Here is a 16,156-nt window from a genome sequence, read left to right on the forward strand (position 1 = left end):
AGGCTGGGCTGCACGACGTCCAGGTCAACGGGTATTCGGCCTCACCGCGGCAACTAAGAAGAAGCATTCCAGTGCACATATTTTCACCATAACACGGGGCGTGGGATGATGGTGAACCAGCGCTTCCGCCTTTGTGAGGACAATATTTGTTGCCACGAATCGGTGCGGACAATCCATTACGGAAGGCAGACAGCGGATGACAACTCCCTTTCAGCAGCACGCCGAGACCAGAGCCGTCGGCACACAACAGGGCTCACCCACCGTGGCGCAAGCCGCAGCACGGCCCGGAGCGCGGGCTGCGGCGCAAGCCTCAGGCAGCCGTGCCAGCAGCAGCGGGATCAGCTCCGTCAACGGTGATCCGTCGGTCCGTCCGCAGGATGACCTCTACCGACGGGTCAACGGTCATTGGCTTGACCATGAAACCATCCCCGCGGACCGGGCCCTGACCGGTTCTTTCGTAACGCTCCGGGACGAGGCGGAATCGGCCGTCCGGTCCATTATTGAACAAGCGGCAGGGCGCGCAGAGGGTGGCGACGGCGCCTCCCCGGCACGTACGGGATCGCCCGTGACAACGGGATCGCCCGTGGAGGCCAAGTTCGGCGATCTTTACACCAGCTTCATGGACGAGGCCGGCATTGAGGCCGCCCGAGCCACTCCGCTGCGGGAACGGCTGGCCACAATTTCCGCCAGCGAAGACATCGAATCCTTCGTTCGTACAATGGGCCGGCTGGACCGCACCGGTAACGACGGACTGTTCGGCGGCTACGTGAATAATGATGCCGGCGACCCGCAGCGGTGCCTGCTGCATCTGTACCAGGGTGGCCTGGGCCTGCCGGATGAGTCGTATTACCGCCAGGATCAATTCGCACCGATCCGCGCCGCATACCTCGCCTACGTCTCGACCATGTTCACGCTGGCTGGTGTCCCGGACCCGGATGCCGCTGCCGTAAGAGTCGTAGCGCTGGAGACGGATATTGCCGCCGTGCATTGGGACACCGTGACCATGCGGGACCCGCAAAAGACGTACAACCTGAAAACCCGCGAAGACGCGCTCGCCTTATTTCCGCTGCTGGCCCAATGGTTCGAGGGCATGGCGCTAGCTGAAGCCAAGACCGTCGAGCTGGTAGTGGCTACGCCCGAATTTTTCATCGGGGCTGCGCAGCTGCTGCTGCAAAAGCCGTTGCGTGACTGGCAGGAATGGCTGTCCCTGCGGATAATTTCCGGCGCTGCGTCTTACCTTTCCAACGACTTTGTCGAGGCAGACTTCGCGTTTTACGGCACCACGCTCAGCGGGACGGAAGAGATCAAGGAGCGCTGGAAGCGCGGTGTCGCGCTGGTGCAAGGATCCCTCGGCGAGGCGGTCGGGCAAATCTATGTGGGACTGCACTTTCCCCAAAGCCACAAGGTCCGGATGGAGCTTCTGGTCGCTAACCTGATCGAGGCCTACCGGCAAAGCATCTCGGCGCTGACCTGGATGAGCGCCGAAACCATCGCGCGGGCCCTGCAGAAACTGGACGCTTTCACCCCCAAGATCGGCTACCCGGACAAATGGCGGGACTTTTCTTCCCTTGTCATTGACGCCGGGGATCTGATCGGCAATCTTGAGCGCAGCCACGAATTTGAGCTCGAACGCCAACTGGCGAAAATCGGCGCTCCGATCGACCGCGGCGAATGGCTGATGACCCCGCAGACGGTCAATGCCTACTACAACCCGACGATGAACGAGGTTGTTTTTCCAGCGGCTATTCTGCAGCCGCCGTTCTTCGACGCCAACGCCGACGACGCCGCTAACTACGGCGGGATCGGCGCCGTAATCGGCCATGAGATTGGTCACGGTTTCGATGACAAGGGCTCTCAATTCGACGGCACGGGTGCGTTGCGCAACTGGTGGACCGAGGCCGACCGAGCGGCCTTTGACCAGCTCACTGCCAAGTTGGTGGAACAGTACAGCGTCCTGAGTCCGGAAGCTGCACCGGGGCACTTCGTCAATGGTGAGTTGACCTTGGGCGAGAACATCGGTGATCTGGGCGGTCTGACCATCGGTTATCAGGCGTATTTGCTCAGCCTCAATGGCCAGGAGCCACCGGTCATCGACGGTATGACGGGGGCGCAGCGGTTCTTCTTCTCGTGGGCCGAATGCTGGCGCAGCAAAATCCGCCCCGAAGAGGCTTTGCGCAGGCTGACCGTGGATCCGCACTCGCCCGCGGAGCTGCGCTGCAACGCCGTCGTGCGTAATCTCAATGCTTTCCACGACGCGTTCGGTGTCACTACTTCGGACGGACTCTGGCTGGACCCCGCGGATCGGGTGCGTATCTGGTAATCCTGCCGACCCGGCGGCCACGCCGGTAGCACCCTTTGCAGACAGGGACGCCGGCTTCAGCGGGGGTCCCTGTCTGCAAAGGGTGTTCTAACTCAGCCACCTGTGACGGTTAGAGTCACTCATCACATCGGAAGATGGCAGGATGGGGACATGACTCCTGCCCACGGTTTTTCCGGCTTCCTCCGGCGGCCCCAGCCCATTAGGCCCAAGGCGGGCCAGGAATCGGTGTGGGACTACCCGCGGCCACCAAGGGTCGAGTTGCGATCGGAACGGGTCATCGTGCGCCTTGGCGGGCAGCTAATTGCGGACACCACCGATGCAGTGCGCGTCCTGGAAACGAGTCATCCGCCCGTCTACTACCTGCCCTTGGACTCCTTCCCGGCCGGTGTCCTCCTCCCGGTTAACGGCACCAGCTTCTGCGAGTTCAAAGGAGAAGCGCACTACTTTGACTTAGTTGGCGGCGGAGCCGTCGTTCCCCGCGCCGGATGGACCTACCCGGAACCAACCAGGGGTTTCGACGCGCTCAGTACCCGGGTGGCCCTCTACCCCGGCCAGATGGACTCCTGCGAGATCAACGGCGAGCAGGTCACCTTCCAGGCTGGCGACTTCTACGGCGGTTGGATCACCAAAGAGATAGTTGGCCCGTTCAAGGGCGGCCCTGGTACGGCAAGGTGGTGAGCACGTCGCTCCTGCGCGCCGGTAAAACGTACCCCTGACATGGCGTCTGGCTGCAAGTGTTCCACAAGCGGACAGACTTTGCACACACTTTGGATAGTCTCCATCCACCGGCGGCGGATCAGTGGTGGGCTGCCTCCAAGCGTCCTTGCCGTACGGTTTTTTGTTGTCTGAAACGACCCCTAGTTCGGTGGGTACATCTCCGGATTGACCGTCAGGCACTTTCCGGACTGATCCGCCGTGCTGGCTACGATATCCGGCGGCAGCGCGGTTTTGCCGAAGGTGGTTCCGGAGGCGAAGTCCGTGCCGATGTTCAGCCGGACGCCGTTGACTCCCGTTGAAGCCACCAGCGCGCTGGCGGGTATTCCGAAGAGGGCCGCAACGTCAGTAGCGACGTCCTTGAATCCCTCACCGTAACCGATGGTCGTTGTGGCGGCGGTGTTTTCCGGGATCTGCGAAAGATCGGTGTATCCGGCTCCCTGCAGCGTGGCAGTCAGCTCCGTGGTGCGGTCCGGAATTCCGGTGGCGTTGACGACATTGATCGGCTGGATGCTCTTGTCATACGCAGCGGCGGACGGCGCAGGTACAGCTGGTGCCTGGCTTGCCGGGGACGACGGACTCGTCGAGGCGCCGGCGGCTGAACCGCCGGTCAGATCCGTTCCATTATGCAGCGCGGTGAATAGCTCATTGGCCGCAGGCTGGGAGAGGATATTCCGATTCGGGTCCGCAGGGAAAGGCACCCAGGGTGCGGTAATGAAGGCGACCTTGGCCAGGTCGACGTTTTTGAGCCGATTGGCAATTGCCACCATTGCGGGGATATTGGCCAAGCCACTGTCAATCGTCAGGTTCTTGGTGATCGCGTCGGCGATGTTGTAGACCTTGGGCAGATCGGAGAGGGTTCCATCGCTTTTGATCTTGCGGACCATCGAGCCGAGAAAATACTGCTGCGCCTGAATCCGTGCAATATCACTGGCATCCCCGAAGGAATGCCGGGTCCGCAGGAAGGCAAGTGCTTGTTCGCCCTGCACCAGGCTGTTCCCCGCCGGGAGAACCAGCCCGGAGCCGTTCACATCGTCCACTGAGTGGTCGACGCAGACTTCGACGCCGCCGATCACATTGGACAAGTCCTTGACTGCGGTGAAATCGGCCAGCATAAAGTGGTCAATATGCAGACCGGTGAGCTGATTGATCGCCGCTACCGTACATCCCGGGCCACCATTGTTGAGCGCGGTATTGAGTTGTCCCAGCGCCTGCGCCGGAAACGTCTGCCCGCTCTTGGGGTCCTTGCACGCCGGCAGGGGCACCATCAAGTCGCGGGGAAAACTGACCACACTGACTTGTTTATTGCCCTTGGAGATGTTCATCAACATCATCACATCCGAGTGGCCCTCACCCGTGGCATCCGCCGAGGATCCGTAGGCGCCATTGGTGCCATCACGTGTGTCGGTGCCCAGGATGAGGATCTGCAGGGCGTCCTTGCTGTTATTTACGGGAACAACTTTGCCGCTGGCACCGTCAGCCAGGTTCAGTTCGCCCACCTGTACATTGTTCTGCAGCCGCATCACCATGAAACCGGCAACGGCGACGGCCCCGACTACAACAAGGGCAACCGCTGCTGCGATAATTTTCAGCCGCAGCGCTTTCCGTCCGGCCGCACGGAAGTGCCGCCCGCTGCTGCCATGCGCCGCGCTGTTTTCGTGCGTTCGGACGGGCGCTGCACCGGCGCGGGCCCCACCCTGGTGCCCGGCATCAGCACCCTGCTGGGCACGACGTCGCGCCATTGAGAAACCTTCCGTAGACAATAAATACCTCAGATAAGTGTAGGGGCACTTAGCTGGACGCAACCTTTACCCGGCCGGTGCCCCACCCGTTGGCCTTAGAAGCCGAGTTTGACCAGCTGTTTTGGATCGCGCTGCCAGTCCTTGGCCACCTTGACGTGCAGGTCCAAATAGATCCGCGTTCCCAGCAGCGCTTCGATGCCCTTGCGCGCCGCGCTGCCCACCTCCTGGAGCCGCGAGCCCGCCCGGCCGATGATGATGGCTTTCTGCGAGGGACGCTCAACGTAGAGGTTCACCCGGACATCCAGGAACTGGTTGTCCTCCGCCCTGCCTTCGCGCGGAATAATTTCCTCCACGACGACGGCCAGGGAGTGCGGAAGTTCGTCGCGGACGCCTTCCAGCGCGGCCTCGCGGACCAGCTCCGCCACCATAACGGCCACCGGTTCGTCGGTGAGCTCACCATCGGGGTACAGCGGAGGGGAAGGCGGCATGAAGCCGGCCAGCACGGTGGAGACAGTCTCCACCTGGAACCCGTCCGCGGCGGATACGGGAACGATGTCCGCCCACCCTTGCGCGCCGAGCACCTCCCGGCCCAACTGAGCCACGGCCAGTAACTGTTCGGTCAGCGCCTGCCGGTCCACCAGATCCGTTTTAGTAACCAGGGCGACTATGGGCTTATTGCCGACATTGGCCAGCTGCTTGGCAATGAACCGGTCCCCGGGACCGATCTTTTCGTTGGCCGGCAGGCAGAAACCAATTGCGTCCACCTCGGACAAGGTGGCTGCGACGAGGTCATTGAGCCGCTGTCCCAGCAGGGTCCGCGGACGGTGCAGCCCAGGGGTGTCCACCAGGATCAGCTGGAAATTTTCCCGGTGCACGATGCCACGAATGGTGTGCCGGGTGGTCTGCGGCTTGGCCGAGGTGATAGCCACCTTCTGCCCCACCAGGGCGTTGGTCAGGGTGGATTTTCCCGCGTTCGGGCGCCCTGCCAGGACGGCGAAGCCGGCATGGAAACCCCCGTACTGGTCATCGGTACCCTGCTGGTCCTTATTCCTGGACTTTGTCATGCTTTGCTCCCTGTCGCGCTGTTACCGGCGCTGTTGTCGGCCCTGTTACCGGCGCTGTTGCTGTCGTCGTCGTGCAAGATGGTGGCGTTGAAGGCGTTGTCGGTCGTAGATTCAGTGTCCGCCGGTAGCGGGGCGGTGGCAATAATATGGCTGACGCGGTTACGCCGGCCTTCCAGCCGCTGCGCGTGCAGCCGGATTCCGGCCACCTGCGCTTCACTGCCAACGATGGGTACACGGCCCAAATGTTTGGCAAGGAGTCCGCCCACGGTGTCCACTTCGTCGTCGTCCAGATCCAGCCCGAAAAGCTCGCCCAGATCATCGACACCCAGCCGCGCACTGACCAGATAACGGCCGTGGCCCAGGTCCTGGACCTCCGGGGCCTCGGAATCGTACTCATCCACGATCTCCCCGACGATCTCCTCGATCAGATCCTCGAGCGTCACCAGCCCCGCAGTGCCGCCATATTCGTCGATGACGATAGCGACGTGGGTCGATTCGACCTGCAGTTCCTTGAGAAGGTCCGTCACTAACTTGGAATCGGGCACGTAGCGCACGGCGCGGGCAATTATTTCCACAGCCGGAGCGGTTCCGTCTGCGGCCAGCCGGTGTTCAGTGGCCACGACGTCCTTCAGGTACAGGATGCCGAGGATCTGATCGGTATTGTCACCAATGACCGGTATCCTGGAGTAGCCCGAGTCCAGGAACAGCGTCATGGCCTCCGCCAGCGTGGAACCCTTGTCGATGCCGACCATGTCCGTTCGCGGCACCATGACCGAGCGCACCACGGTGTCGCCAAGATCAAAGACGCTCTGAATCAATTCCGCCTCGTTGTCCTCGATCATCTCCGAATCGCTCGCCCGGTCAACGAACTCGCGGAACTCCTCTTCGCTGACAAAGGCATCGTCGCCGATCGGAGCCCCCGGAGCCACAATGTTTCCGAGCCGAACCAGCCAGCCGGGTACCGGGCCCAACAGCCAGCACAGAAAACGCACCAGTGCAGCAGTCCTTCCAACGACCGCGGCGGAGTGCAACCGGCCCAGCTGGCGCGGAGATACACCGACCAAAACGAACGCGATGACGGTGATAACGGCGGTGGCCACCAGCCCGGCCAGCCAGATATTGTCCATCAAGTTCAGAAAAAGGACCGCACCGGAGACAGCGACGGCCATTTCGAAAAAGACCCGCCAGAACCGCAGCGCGTTCATGTGCGTGACGGGAGCGGCCATGATTTTCGCCAGCGAAACCCCCCGGCTGTGCGCCGCCACAATTTCGGCATCATGCCGAGGGAAGAAATTGAAGGCCGCGTCCGCCGCGGTCAGCACGGCCGCAAAGGCAAGGAAGACAAGTCCCATAGCGGTCAACGCCAGGGTGATCACTGCATGGTCTCCCGGGGTGCGTCCTTACCCAGGAAGCCGGAAAGCAGTTCCCGCTGCAGGGTGAACATCTCTTCCTTCTCCTCCGGCTCGCCGTGGTCGTAGCCCAGCAGATGCAAGAGACCATGCGTGGTGAGCAGCAGCAGCTCCTCATCCATCGGATGCCCGGCCGCCTCTGCCTGCTCGGTGGCAACCTGCGGGCAGAGCACGATGTCCCCGAGCAGGCCGGCCGGTGCGGGCCGATCCGGCGTACCCGGGCGCAGCTCGTCCATCGGGAAGGACAGCACATCGGTTGGCCCCGGCTCATCCATCCACTCGATGTGCAGCTTCTCCATCGCCGCCGCATCGGCCAGAATGATCGACAGCTCGGCCTGCGGATGGACATAGAGCCGTTCGAGAATGAACCGTGCCAGCCGGATTAGTTCCGTCTCCGCCACGGAGATTCCCGATTCATTGTTGACTTCGATGCTCATGATCGTCCGTTCACGGAGTGGCCGCTGTATCCGCTAAGGATCTGCTCTTCGTCCCAGCGGCCGTAGGCCCTGACAATGTCACCGACAAGCTTGTGCCGCACCACATCGGCGGCCTCCAGAAAGGAAAAATGGATATCGTCGATGCCGGTGAGTATTTTCTCCACTATCCGCAGCCCGGAACGGGCCCCGGCCGGCAGGTCAACCTGGGTCACATCACCGGTCACCACCATCTTCGAACCGAACCCGAGCCGGGTCAGGAACATTTTCATCTGTTCCGGCGTGGTGTTCTGAGCCTCGTCGAGAATAATGAAGGCGTCATTGAGCGTTCTGCCGCGCATATAGGCCAGCGGCGCCACTTCGATCGTACCGGCGGCCATCAGCCGCGGAATGGATTCCGGATCCATCATCTCGTGCAGGGCGTCATATAAGGGACGTAGATACGGATCGATCTTCTCGCTCAGCGTACCCGGCAGAAAGCCCAGCCGTTCGCCGGCCTCGACTGCCGGTCGGGTGAGGATAATCCGCGTGACTTCCTTTTGCTGCAGGGCCTGGACAGCCTTGGCCATCGCCAGATAGGTCTTTCCCGTTCCCGCCGGGCCGATCCCAAAGACAACGGTGTTGGCGTCAATAGCATCCACGTAATTTTTCTGATTCAGCGTCTTGGGCCGGATGGTGCGGCCCCTGCTGGAGAGGATGTTGTGGGTGAGTACGTCAACGGGTGATGCCGCTTGGGAGTGCAGCATGGAAACGAGCTGTTCAAGCACGGCGGGGGTTACGGTCGTCCGACGTTCCACCAGCCCCCTGACCTCTTCAAAGAGCCGCATGATCCGGGGTACGTCGGCCGCCGGGCCGGAGATGGCGAGTTCGTTGCCGCGGACGTGAAAGTCCAGCGTAGGGTAAGCGGCTTCAACGAAACGCAACGCCTCGTCCTGCGCACCCAAGGACTGCACCATTTGCTCCGGAGAATCGAAGGAAACTACTTCGGTCCGGGTGCCGGGCTGCGCAGCCTCCACGAAGGAGGTGTCTGCGGGGTGCCGCAAAGGGTGATTGCTTGCTGTTGAATCTGTCATATCGGCAGGCCGCTTCCGGCCCTGAATCTCTCCCTGGCGTAGTTGACGTGTTTTCCCACCACGTCCTTCCCTCTTATCCTACGGCACTGGTTTCGGCCCCTGCGGGGCGTGCGCCGTAGGAACCCGCACCGGGAGCGCCAAGCGAAGACGCTGAGCGAAGCCGGCAGGCAGCGGGGCTCACAGCTCGGACACAAATAATATCGGCGCGATCTCAAAAGGGTTTCGATACGGTTTCAGTTCCGCCGGAAAGCGCCCTGAGGTCAGTCCGGCGCCGGACGTTGTGCAAGGGTGGTTAGGACCCCGGCGTCGGCGGGGTGCTCTTGGGGGTTTTCGCGGAAAGGATGCGTCATCAGGTCTGTGCCTCTTTCTGCGTCTCTACCTCTTTCTGCGTCTCTACCCCGGCAGCGAACCTCCCGGCGCTGCGCTGTGGCCTCAGTCGTTGTTCTTTGCACCGCGCTGTTTCTCACCGGCTGCACCCCTGACAGTCTGCCGCCGCCGGCAGACACGACCATGCCCGCTTCGGCCGGCAGCTCGGCGACCTCCGCCGTCACGGCGGCTCCCTTAGAATCCGCTCAATCCTCGGCCAAGCTCCCGGTTTACTGGCTCGGACACAGCGGCAACGGCGTCTTTCTGTACCGTGAGTTCCTTGCCGTTGAGGGTAACGGTGATCCAATCCAGGCGGCACTGCTGGCCATGACGACGGATAAGCCACTGGACAGCGACTATTTCACGCCGTGGAAGAAACCCAGCAAACTCGGTGTGTCCATCTCCGCTAAGAATGTCATCACAGTGGATATTTCCGCCGACGCTTTCAGCACCAACGTCGATGAAGGCATCGCCCAGCGTGCCTTGGCCCAACTCGTCTACACGGCCACCGCGGCCGCGGCCAACGCAGGGCTCATCGTCGCCAACCAGCCTGTCCAGGTCTCGCTGCTGGTTGACGGCCACACCGATTATTTGGCGTTCGACAAGGTTAAATTGGATAAACCGCTGGTGCGGGACAGCGGATTTGTCGCCCCGGTATGGATCATTGATCCGCAGGAGGGCAGCACGGTCAAATCCCCGGTACTGGTCACCGGCCAGGGAATCTCCGGCACGGGAGAACTTGCCTGGCAGCTGATCAAACGCGGATCGGACGGCCGCGAGAGCCCCTACCAAAGCGGGACGGTAGCAGTCAGCACCGGTCCCGCCCAGCTGGGCGACTTCAGCTTCAGCCTGCAGCCGCCGGCGGGCTCCTATGAATTACGGGTCTTCCGCGCTGTTCCGACCGACCCTGCCGCGCAGGACGGCATTGACTCAAAAACTATTACAGTCAGTTGACTTCACCAGCGGTGCAGATCAACGCTGAGCAGGGCGACGGCGGCAGGGCCGGCAGTGGACGAGCGCAGCACATGCGGGCCAAGGCGTACCGGAACCGCACCTGCTCCCGTGAGCAGATCAAGCTCCCGAGGGCTAATACCGCCCTCCGGTCCGACCAGAATGAGGATCTCCCGGATTTGCCGCGGACTACCGGGTTCCAGCGCAGCCAACTGGTGACCAGCCGTTTCCCGTCGGCTTAAGTCCTCAGCAGCCAGGTCCTGCGCAGCCAAGTCCTCAGCAGCCAGGTCCTGCGCACACCACTGCGCCAGGGCGTCGGTGAGCGGCTGCCGTGCATCTTCATGAAGGACCAGGGCAAGTGCCGCTGCCTGGATGCGTGGCAATAGGGCGGTGGTTTCCACAGCCTCCGTGACGTCAGGGATCCAGGCGCGCCGGGCCTGTTTTGCCGCGGCCGCGACAATAGCGCGCCACTTCGCCAGAGACTTTGCGGCCCGTTCCCCTTTCCACCTGACAATCGAACGCTCGGCCTGCCAGGGGACGAAACCGTCGGCACCGAGTTCAGTGGCCGCCTCGATGGCCAGTTCGTCGCGATCACCCTTCGCGAGGGCCTGGACCAAGACCAGTCGAAGAAGTGGACCCGGTTCGACGCTCACGCCGTCCACGAGCACAGTCAGTTCGCCGGCACCTGCCGAGCGCACCACAGCGGTGACCCGTCGCCCGGCGCCGTCCACCAGATGGATCCGTTCGCCGGCAGCAAGACGTTTGACAGTGCTCGCGTGCCGGCCCTCCGCCCCGCCAAGGACAAAAACCGAACCAACATCCAGCGCAGCGAGTTCACCGGCACCGGCAAAGAATATGGGGCTGGTCATTCGCCCTAGAGGCTCCCGAACTTGTCCCGCAGTTTGGAGAACATTCCACCGCTGGTCACCAACTTACCTTCGCTGACCTGTTCACCGCGCAGCGCTGCCAGCTGCTTGAGCAGATCCTGTTGGGCAGCGTCAATCCGCACGGGCGTTTCGACATTGATATGGACCTTAAGGTCCCCGCGGCCGTAGCCGCGCAGATGCGTCACACCCAGGCCGCGCAACAGGATGACCTCACCGGACTGCAGACCGGACTTGACGCTGATCGGCTGCTCGCCGTCGAACGTTTCCAACGTTAATTCGGTGCCCAGCGCGGCCGCTGTCATCGGCACGCTCAAGGTGGCGTGCAGATCGTCGCCGTCGCGCAGGAACGAAGGATCGTTGTTGACCTTTATTTCTACATACAGATCGCCGGCTGGACCACCGGCAGGACCGGCCTCACCCTGGCCGCCGAGCTGGATGCGCGTACCGGTTCCCACCCCCGCGGGAACCTTGATGGTCAGTGTGCGGCGGCTGCGTACGCGACCCTCGCCGTTGCATTCATTGCAGGGATCCAGAATCATGGTCCCAATTCCCTGGCAGGATCCGCACGGCGCCACCGTCATCACCTGGCCGAGGATGGAACGCACCGGACGCTGCACCTGGCCGCTGCCATGGCAGATGTCGCAGGTGGTCGGATGCGTGCCGGGCTGACAGCAGCCACCGTCGCAGGTGGGGCAGACCACGGCGGTCTCCACCTCAATCTTTTTATTGACTCCGAAAACAGCGTCGCGCAGGTCAATGCGGATATTGATCAGCGCATCCTGGCCCCGACGGGTCCGCGAGGCCGGCCCGGATTGTCCGGAACCGCCGAAGAAGGTCTCGAAGATGTCCTGAAAGGCAAAACCCTGGCCGCCGAAGCCGGAACCCGAGCCGTTGTCCGTTCCGTTTTCGTTTCCGGTCGTGTCGTAGATACGTCGTTTGGCGGGGTCGGAGAGCACCTCGTATGCGTGGCTGACATTTTTGAAACGATCCTGGGCGTCCTCCCCCTCGGCTACGTCGGGGTGGTACTTGCGCGCCAGTTTGCGGTAGGCCTTCTTGATTTCCTCGCCGGTGGCATCCCGGGATACACCCAATGCGTCGTAATGGTTACTCAAGTTCTCATACTTTCTCTGTTGTCCTCTGCCCGGCCGGCTGCGGGCACCTCACGGCGCCGCACTCAGGCCAGACCTTATCTGTCTGTATGTCTGTATGGCTGTATGTATGTATGTCTGTGATTCTGGCCGGTGCGCGCCCTAGCCGGCCAAGATCCGGGACAGATAGCGGGCCACCGCCCGCACCGCCGCCATCGTGTTGGGGTAGTCCATCCGGGTAGGGCCCAGCACGCCGATCTTCGCCAGCGCATCCGGCCCGTAACCGGTCGCGACCACCGACGCCTCCACCAAGGCATCGTGCGGGTTTTCCCGCCCAATACTCACCGACACTCCCCTGGCATCCTGTGCCATGTCGGTGAGCAGTCTCAACATGACGACTTGTTCCTCAAGCGCGTCCAGCACCGGGCCGATGCTCAGCGGGAAGTCGACATTTGACCGTGCCAGGTTCGCGGTTCCCGCCATGACAATGCGGTCTTCGCGGGCGGCAACTGCCAGCTGCGCGAGTGCGGCAGCCAATCGGAGACCGGCCTGTCTCGTTTCCCGCGACAGGCCCCCCGGGACCGCCGCCAGTGCTGCCGGCAGCGCAGCCAATTCGGCCCCCAGCACGGCGGCCAGAAAGCTGCCGCGCAGCTGGGCCAACGTTGCCTCATCCAGCTGCTGGCCGACGTCGATCACGCGCTGATCAACCTTGCCGGTGCCCAGGATCAGCACAATCAGCACCTGGTGCGGGGCGAGCAGGACAAATTCAATATGCCGCACCGTGGCGGACGTGGTCCGTGGGTACTGCACGACGGCGACCTGATTAGTCAGTTGCGCGAGGGTGCGGACGGTGCGGTCCAGGATTTCATCTAAATCATCGGAGCCGTCCAGCAGCGCCTGGATGGCGCGCCGTTCCGCGGCCGACAGTGGTTGAACGGCGGAGATCCGGTCGACGAAGAGCCGGTAGCCCTTATCCGTCGGGATCCGGCCCGAGCTGGTGTGCGGAGCAGTGATCAGGCCATCTTCCTCCAGCGCCGCCATATCGTTGCGGATGGTCGCGCTGGACACACCGAGATGATGGCGTTCGACCAAGGCCTTGGACCCGACGGGCTCGCGCGAATGGACGTAGTCCTCGACAATCGCCCGCAAAACCTCAAGTTTGCGCCGCTCACTCATCAACCCACCTCCACCCGGTTTGGTTCGTTAAAGCCGCGCGTTCACCCATCGCGGCCGACATTAGCACTCTACGTGTCCAACTGCTAAGTCTAATACTTTCGCCGCCGGGCCTGCGCAGGGGCCGTCAGTACACCGGTCAGTATTTGCTGTGCGCATGGGGTTGTTAGCATGGGAGCTCCGCGATGAGAGGTACACGCCGTGAGTTATGACCAGTGGGGTCCGCAGGACCTTTCCGCCCCCGGTAGAACCGCCCTGCCCCAGGTTCCGGCCACCGCGGGGCTGGTGTTGGAGGACGTGCAGAGCGGCTGGGTGGGCGCAGTGCTGCGGACCGAGAAGTCCGGCGGCATGCATATCCTGGTCCTTGAAGACCGCCGCGGGAAGACAAAATCCTTTCAACTTGGCTTCGGCTTTTTACTCGAAGGACGTCCGGTCGAAATCATCGCCCCCGTGGCCAAAAAAACCGTGACCAACGTAACGAAGACCCGGACAGCTTCCGGCTCGGTCCGGGTCACCGGGATGCGTGCGCAGATTGCGAAGGCCAGCCGGATCTGGGTGGAAGGCAAGCACGACGCAGAATTGGTCGAAAAAGTCTGGGGAGACGATTTGCGCGTGGAGGGAATCGTCGTGGAACCCCTCCACGGCGTCGACGATCTTGCGGGCGCCATCCGCGCATTCTCCCCCGGTCCTGGCCGCCGGCTCGGCGTTCTGGTTGATCACCTTGTCCCCGGTTCCAAGGAATCCAAGATAGCCGCCGATGCCATGCGGGTGCCGGGGGCACGGGATAATGTGCTCATTGTGGGGCATCCCTATGTGGATGTGTGGCAGGCCATTCGTCCGCAGGTGCTCGGTATCCAGGCGTGGCCGCAGGTGCCCCGCGAGGTGGAGTGGAAAGTGGGAATCCTGCAGTCCTTCGGCTGGCCGCACCGGACGCCGACAGACATCGCACTGGGCTGGCGGAGGCTGTTGGGAAAGGTCGGAAGCTACGCCGATCTTGAGCCGGCACTGCTGGGGCGCGTGGAGGAAGTGATCGATTTCCTGACTGTTCCAGTATCCTAGGAGAAACTAACGAGCATCCGCTCGGCCAATTTGAGATAGAGGAAACAGCCAGTGGCTAAGACAGCACGCGGCAGCAGCGGTAACGGAAACGACGGCGGCGGCACCAGCAGTGCCGGAGCCAAACCAGCTGCGGACCGCCGGGAGCCTGCGCACTACGAGGCTGTCCCTGCCAGCGCACCGGCATTAACGCCCGCCGAAGACAGGCAGTGGGCGTTCATGGCCCACTGCGGCGGGGTTCTCGGTTTCATCCCGTCGCTGATTATCTATTTGGTCTTCCGGGACCGCGGACCGTTCACCGAACAGGAATCCAAAGAAGCCCTGAACTTCACCGCCCCGCCGACAATCGTGGCGGCAGTGGCAAACATCATTGCGGTCATTTTCTCGGGCATTTCACCTCTGACCGGTACCGTCTTCGCGTTCATCGCGGTGGGGATCTGGATTTTCCTCACGGTCTACTCAGTCCTTGCCGCCGTGCAGGTTAACCGCGGCCAGCCGTACCGCTACATGTTCAGTCTTCGCCTGATCCACTGACGGTGTTGTCGGCAAACGGTATTGTCGACAAACGGTTTGATCTACAAACGGTGATTGTCTACATATGGTGACTGTCCGCACGCGGCCCCGACCAGGCGTCAGTCCGAAAGTAACCTTCGCACGACGGCGTCAGCCAGCAGTCTGCCCCTGAGCGTCAGCTGCAGTACACCGGTGAACGCAGCCCGGCCGTCTACCAGCTCATCCGCTATCAGCTGGGGCATGGAGCGCCGGGCCGGCGCGGACAGCGAGTCCACCCGGATTCCGCCGGACAGTCGCGTCAGCAGCATTATCCTTTCCATCTCGCGGGTTTCGTCGTTCAGCGTCTCGCGTCCGGCCGCCGGGGACAGGCCCCGCGCCAGACGTTCCGCGTAGGCCGTAGGATGTTTGACATTCCACCAACGGACTCCGCCGATGTGCGAATGTGCCCCTGGGCCGATCCCCCACCAGTCGTCCCCGTGCCAGTACGCCAGGTTGTGCCGGCAGGCGTCCTCCGGTGTCCGCGCCCAGTTACTGACCTCATACCAGGACAGCCCAGCGGCTTGAAACAATTCGTCCGCCAGCGTGTACTTGACGGCATGGTCATCATCCTCGATGCCGGGGACCTGGCCGCGCCGGATCTGGGCAGCTAGTTTGGTCCCGTCCTCGACAATGAGCGAATAGGCGGAAATGTGGTCCGGCTGGTAACTCAGAGCCGTCCGTACGGATATCTCCCAATCCTGTTCGGACTCCCCCGGCGTTCCGTAGATCAGATCCACGCTGACCTTGAGTCCGGCGTTCCGTGCCCATTCGATGGCCTGCGGTACCCTGGCCGGTTCATGCGTGCGGTCCAGAACCTGCAGAACGTGCGGGACGGCGGACTGCATGCCGAAGGAGACCCGGGTGAATCCACCATCGGCCAGTTCCTGCAGGGAGTCGGGGCTGACCGAGTCGGGATTGGCCTCCGTAGTAATCTCGGCATTCTCGGCTAGCCCCCAGGCATCAGTTGCCGAACGCAGCACCGAAACGAGGTCTCGGGCGGGTAATAACGTCGGAGTGCCACCGCCGAAAAACACAGTACCCAATTTCCGCTCCGGCAGTCCGGACTCCTGCATCGCCCGGGCGGCGAAGGACACTTCCGAAGCAGCCGTGGCGGCGTAGGCATCCTGGGACGCGCCGCCGCCAAGCTCCGTTGCTGTGTAGGTATTGAAATCGCAATAGCCGCAGCGAACGGCACAAAACGGAATATGTGCATACAGGCTGAACATGCGCCCAGCGGCGCCCTCTGCCGCCTGCTCCGGCAGCACGCCGTCGCCCGGTGCCGGATCGCCAAGGGGCAGAGCGCTAGGCATGACTGCTTTCCGGTTGA

The 16,156-nt window shown here is 62.5% G+C and carries 14 protein-coding genes; 5 read left to right on the forward strand and 9 right to left on the reverse strand.

Going from position 1 to position 16,156, the window contains the following annotated elements; all coding sequences use genetic code 11:
* The first annotated feature begins 196 nt into the window (after nt 1–196).
* Nucleotides 197–2,320 carry a M13 family metallopeptidase gene (locus IV500_RS12620; RefSeq protein ID WP_196397166.1) on the forward strand — a complete coding sequence of 708 codons (2,124 nt, stop codon included), beginning with the start codon at nt 197–199 and terminating at the stop codon, nt 2,318–2,320.
* 150 nt (nt 2,321–2,470) lie between these two features.
* Nucleotides 2,471–2,998: a DUF427 domain-containing protein gene (locus tag IV500_RS12625; RefSeq protein WP_196397167.1), complete on the forward strand. Its 528-nt coding sequence runs from the start codon at nt 2,471–2,473 to the stop codon at nt 2,996–2,998.
* A gap of 179 nt (nt 2,999–3,177) precedes the next feature.
* Here the strand turns inward: IV500_RS12625 and IV500_RS12630 are convergent, their stop codons facing one another.
* The 5 genes from IV500_RS12630 to IV500_RS12650 form a co-directional block, all read right to left on the reverse strand.
* Nucleotides 3,178–4,776, reverse strand: coding sequence for an LCP family protein (locus IV500_RS12630; RefSeq protein ID WP_230854899.1), 1,599 nt, complete (start codon nt 4,774–4,776; stop codon nt 3,178–3,180).
* A gap of 95 nt (nt 4,777–4,871) precedes the next feature.
* The gene (era, locus tag IV500_RS12635; RefSeq protein WP_196397168.1) at nt 4,872–5,840 is read right to left on the reverse strand and encodes a GTPase Era; all 969 of its coding nucleotides are present in this window, start codon (nt 5,838–5,840) and stop codon (nt 4,872–4,874) included.
* Nucleotides 5,837–7,216 (reverse strand): hemolysin family protein, encoded by a 1,380-nt coding sequence (locus IV500_RS12640; protein ID WP_196397169.1) that lies wholly within the window; start codon nt 7,214–7,216, stop codon nt 5,837–5,839. The genes era and IV500_RS12640 overlap by 4 nt, the downstream gene beginning before the upstream one ends.
* On the reverse strand, nt 7,213–7,686 hold the full coding sequence (gene ybeY, locus IV500_RS12645; RefSeq protein ID WP_196397170.1) for an rRNA maturation RNase YbeY: 474 nt from the start codon (nt 7,684–7,686) through the stop codon (nt 7,213–7,215). Before ybeY ends, IV500_RS12640 begins: the two co-directional genes overlap by 4 nt.
* The gene (locus tag IV500_RS12650; protein WP_196397171.1) at nt 7,683–8,756 is read right to left on the reverse strand and encodes a PhoH family protein; all 1,074 of its coding nucleotides are present in this window, start codon (nt 8,754–8,756) and stop codon (nt 7,683–7,685) included. Before IV500_RS12650 ends, ybeY begins: the two co-directional genes overlap by 4 nt.
* 426 nt (nt 8,757–9,182) lie before the next feature.
* On the opposite strand from IV500_RS12650, the gene IV500_RS12655 reads away from it, so the two are divergent.
* Nucleotides 9,183–10,076, forward strand: a complete 894-nt coding sequence (locus IV500_RS12655) for a GerMN domain-containing protein (protein ID WP_196397172.1) — start codon at nt 9,183–9,185, stop codon at nt 10,074–10,076.
* A 2-nt stretch (nt 10,077–10,078) separates the two neighbouring features.
* On the opposite strand, the gene IV500_RS12660 is transcribed toward IV500_RS12655, so the two are convergent.
* The 3 genes from IV500_RS12660 to hrcA form a co-directional block, all read right to left on the reverse strand.
* On the reverse strand, nt 10,079–10,942 hold the full coding sequence (locus IV500_RS12660; RefSeq protein WP_196397173.1) for a 16S rRNA (uracil(1498)-N(3))-methyltransferase: 864 nt from the start codon (nt 10,940–10,942) through the stop codon (nt 10,079–10,081).
* A 5-nt stretch (nt 10,943–10,947) separates the two neighbouring features.
* On the reverse strand, nt 10,948–12,072 hold the full coding sequence (dnaJ, locus tag IV500_RS12665) for a molecular chaperone DnaJ (protein ID WP_196397174.1): 1,125 nt from the start codon (nt 12,070–12,072) through the stop codon (nt 10,948–10,950).
* Between the two features lie 138 nt (nt 12,073–12,210).
* Entirely contained in the window at nt 12,211–13,224 is a 1,014-nt protein-coding gene (hrcA, locus tag IV500_RS12670; protein WP_196397175.1) for a heat-inducible transcriptional repressor HrcA, read from the reverse strand.
* Nucleotides 13,225–13,422: 198 nt separating this feature from the next.
* Between hrcA and IV500_RS12675 the strand changes: the two genes are divergently transcribed.
* Both IV500_RS12675 and IV500_RS12680 read left to right on the forward strand, forming a co-directional pair.
* On the forward strand, nt 13,423–14,280 hold the full coding sequence (locus IV500_RS12675) for a DUF3097 domain-containing protein (RefSeq protein ID WP_196397176.1): 858 nt from the start codon (nt 13,423–13,425) through the stop codon (nt 14,278–14,280).
* Nucleotides 14,281–14,331: 51 nt separating this feature from the next.
* The gene (locus IV500_RS12680) at nt 14,332–14,811 is read left to right on the forward strand and encodes a DUF4870 domain-containing protein (protein WP_312875919.1); all 480 of its coding nucleotides are present in this window, start codon (nt 14,332–14,334) and stop codon (nt 14,809–14,811) included.
* Between the two features lie 98 nt (nt 14,812–14,909).
* Here IV500_RS12680 and hemW read toward each other — a convergent pair whose 3' ends face one another.
* Nucleotides 14,910–16,139: a radical SAM family heme chaperone HemW gene (gene hemW, locus IV500_RS12685; protein WP_196397177.1), complete on the reverse strand. Its 1,230-nt coding sequence runs from the start codon at nt 16,137–16,139 to the stop codon at nt 14,910–14,912.
* Nucleotides 16,140–16,156: the final 17 nt, after the last annotated feature.

It is taken from the genome of Arthrobacter terrae (genome assembly GCF_015708085.1).
Taxonomy (GTDB): domain Bacteria; phylum Actinomycetota; class Actinomycetes; order Actinomycetales; family Micrococcaceae; genus Arthrobacter_M; species Arthrobacter_M terrae.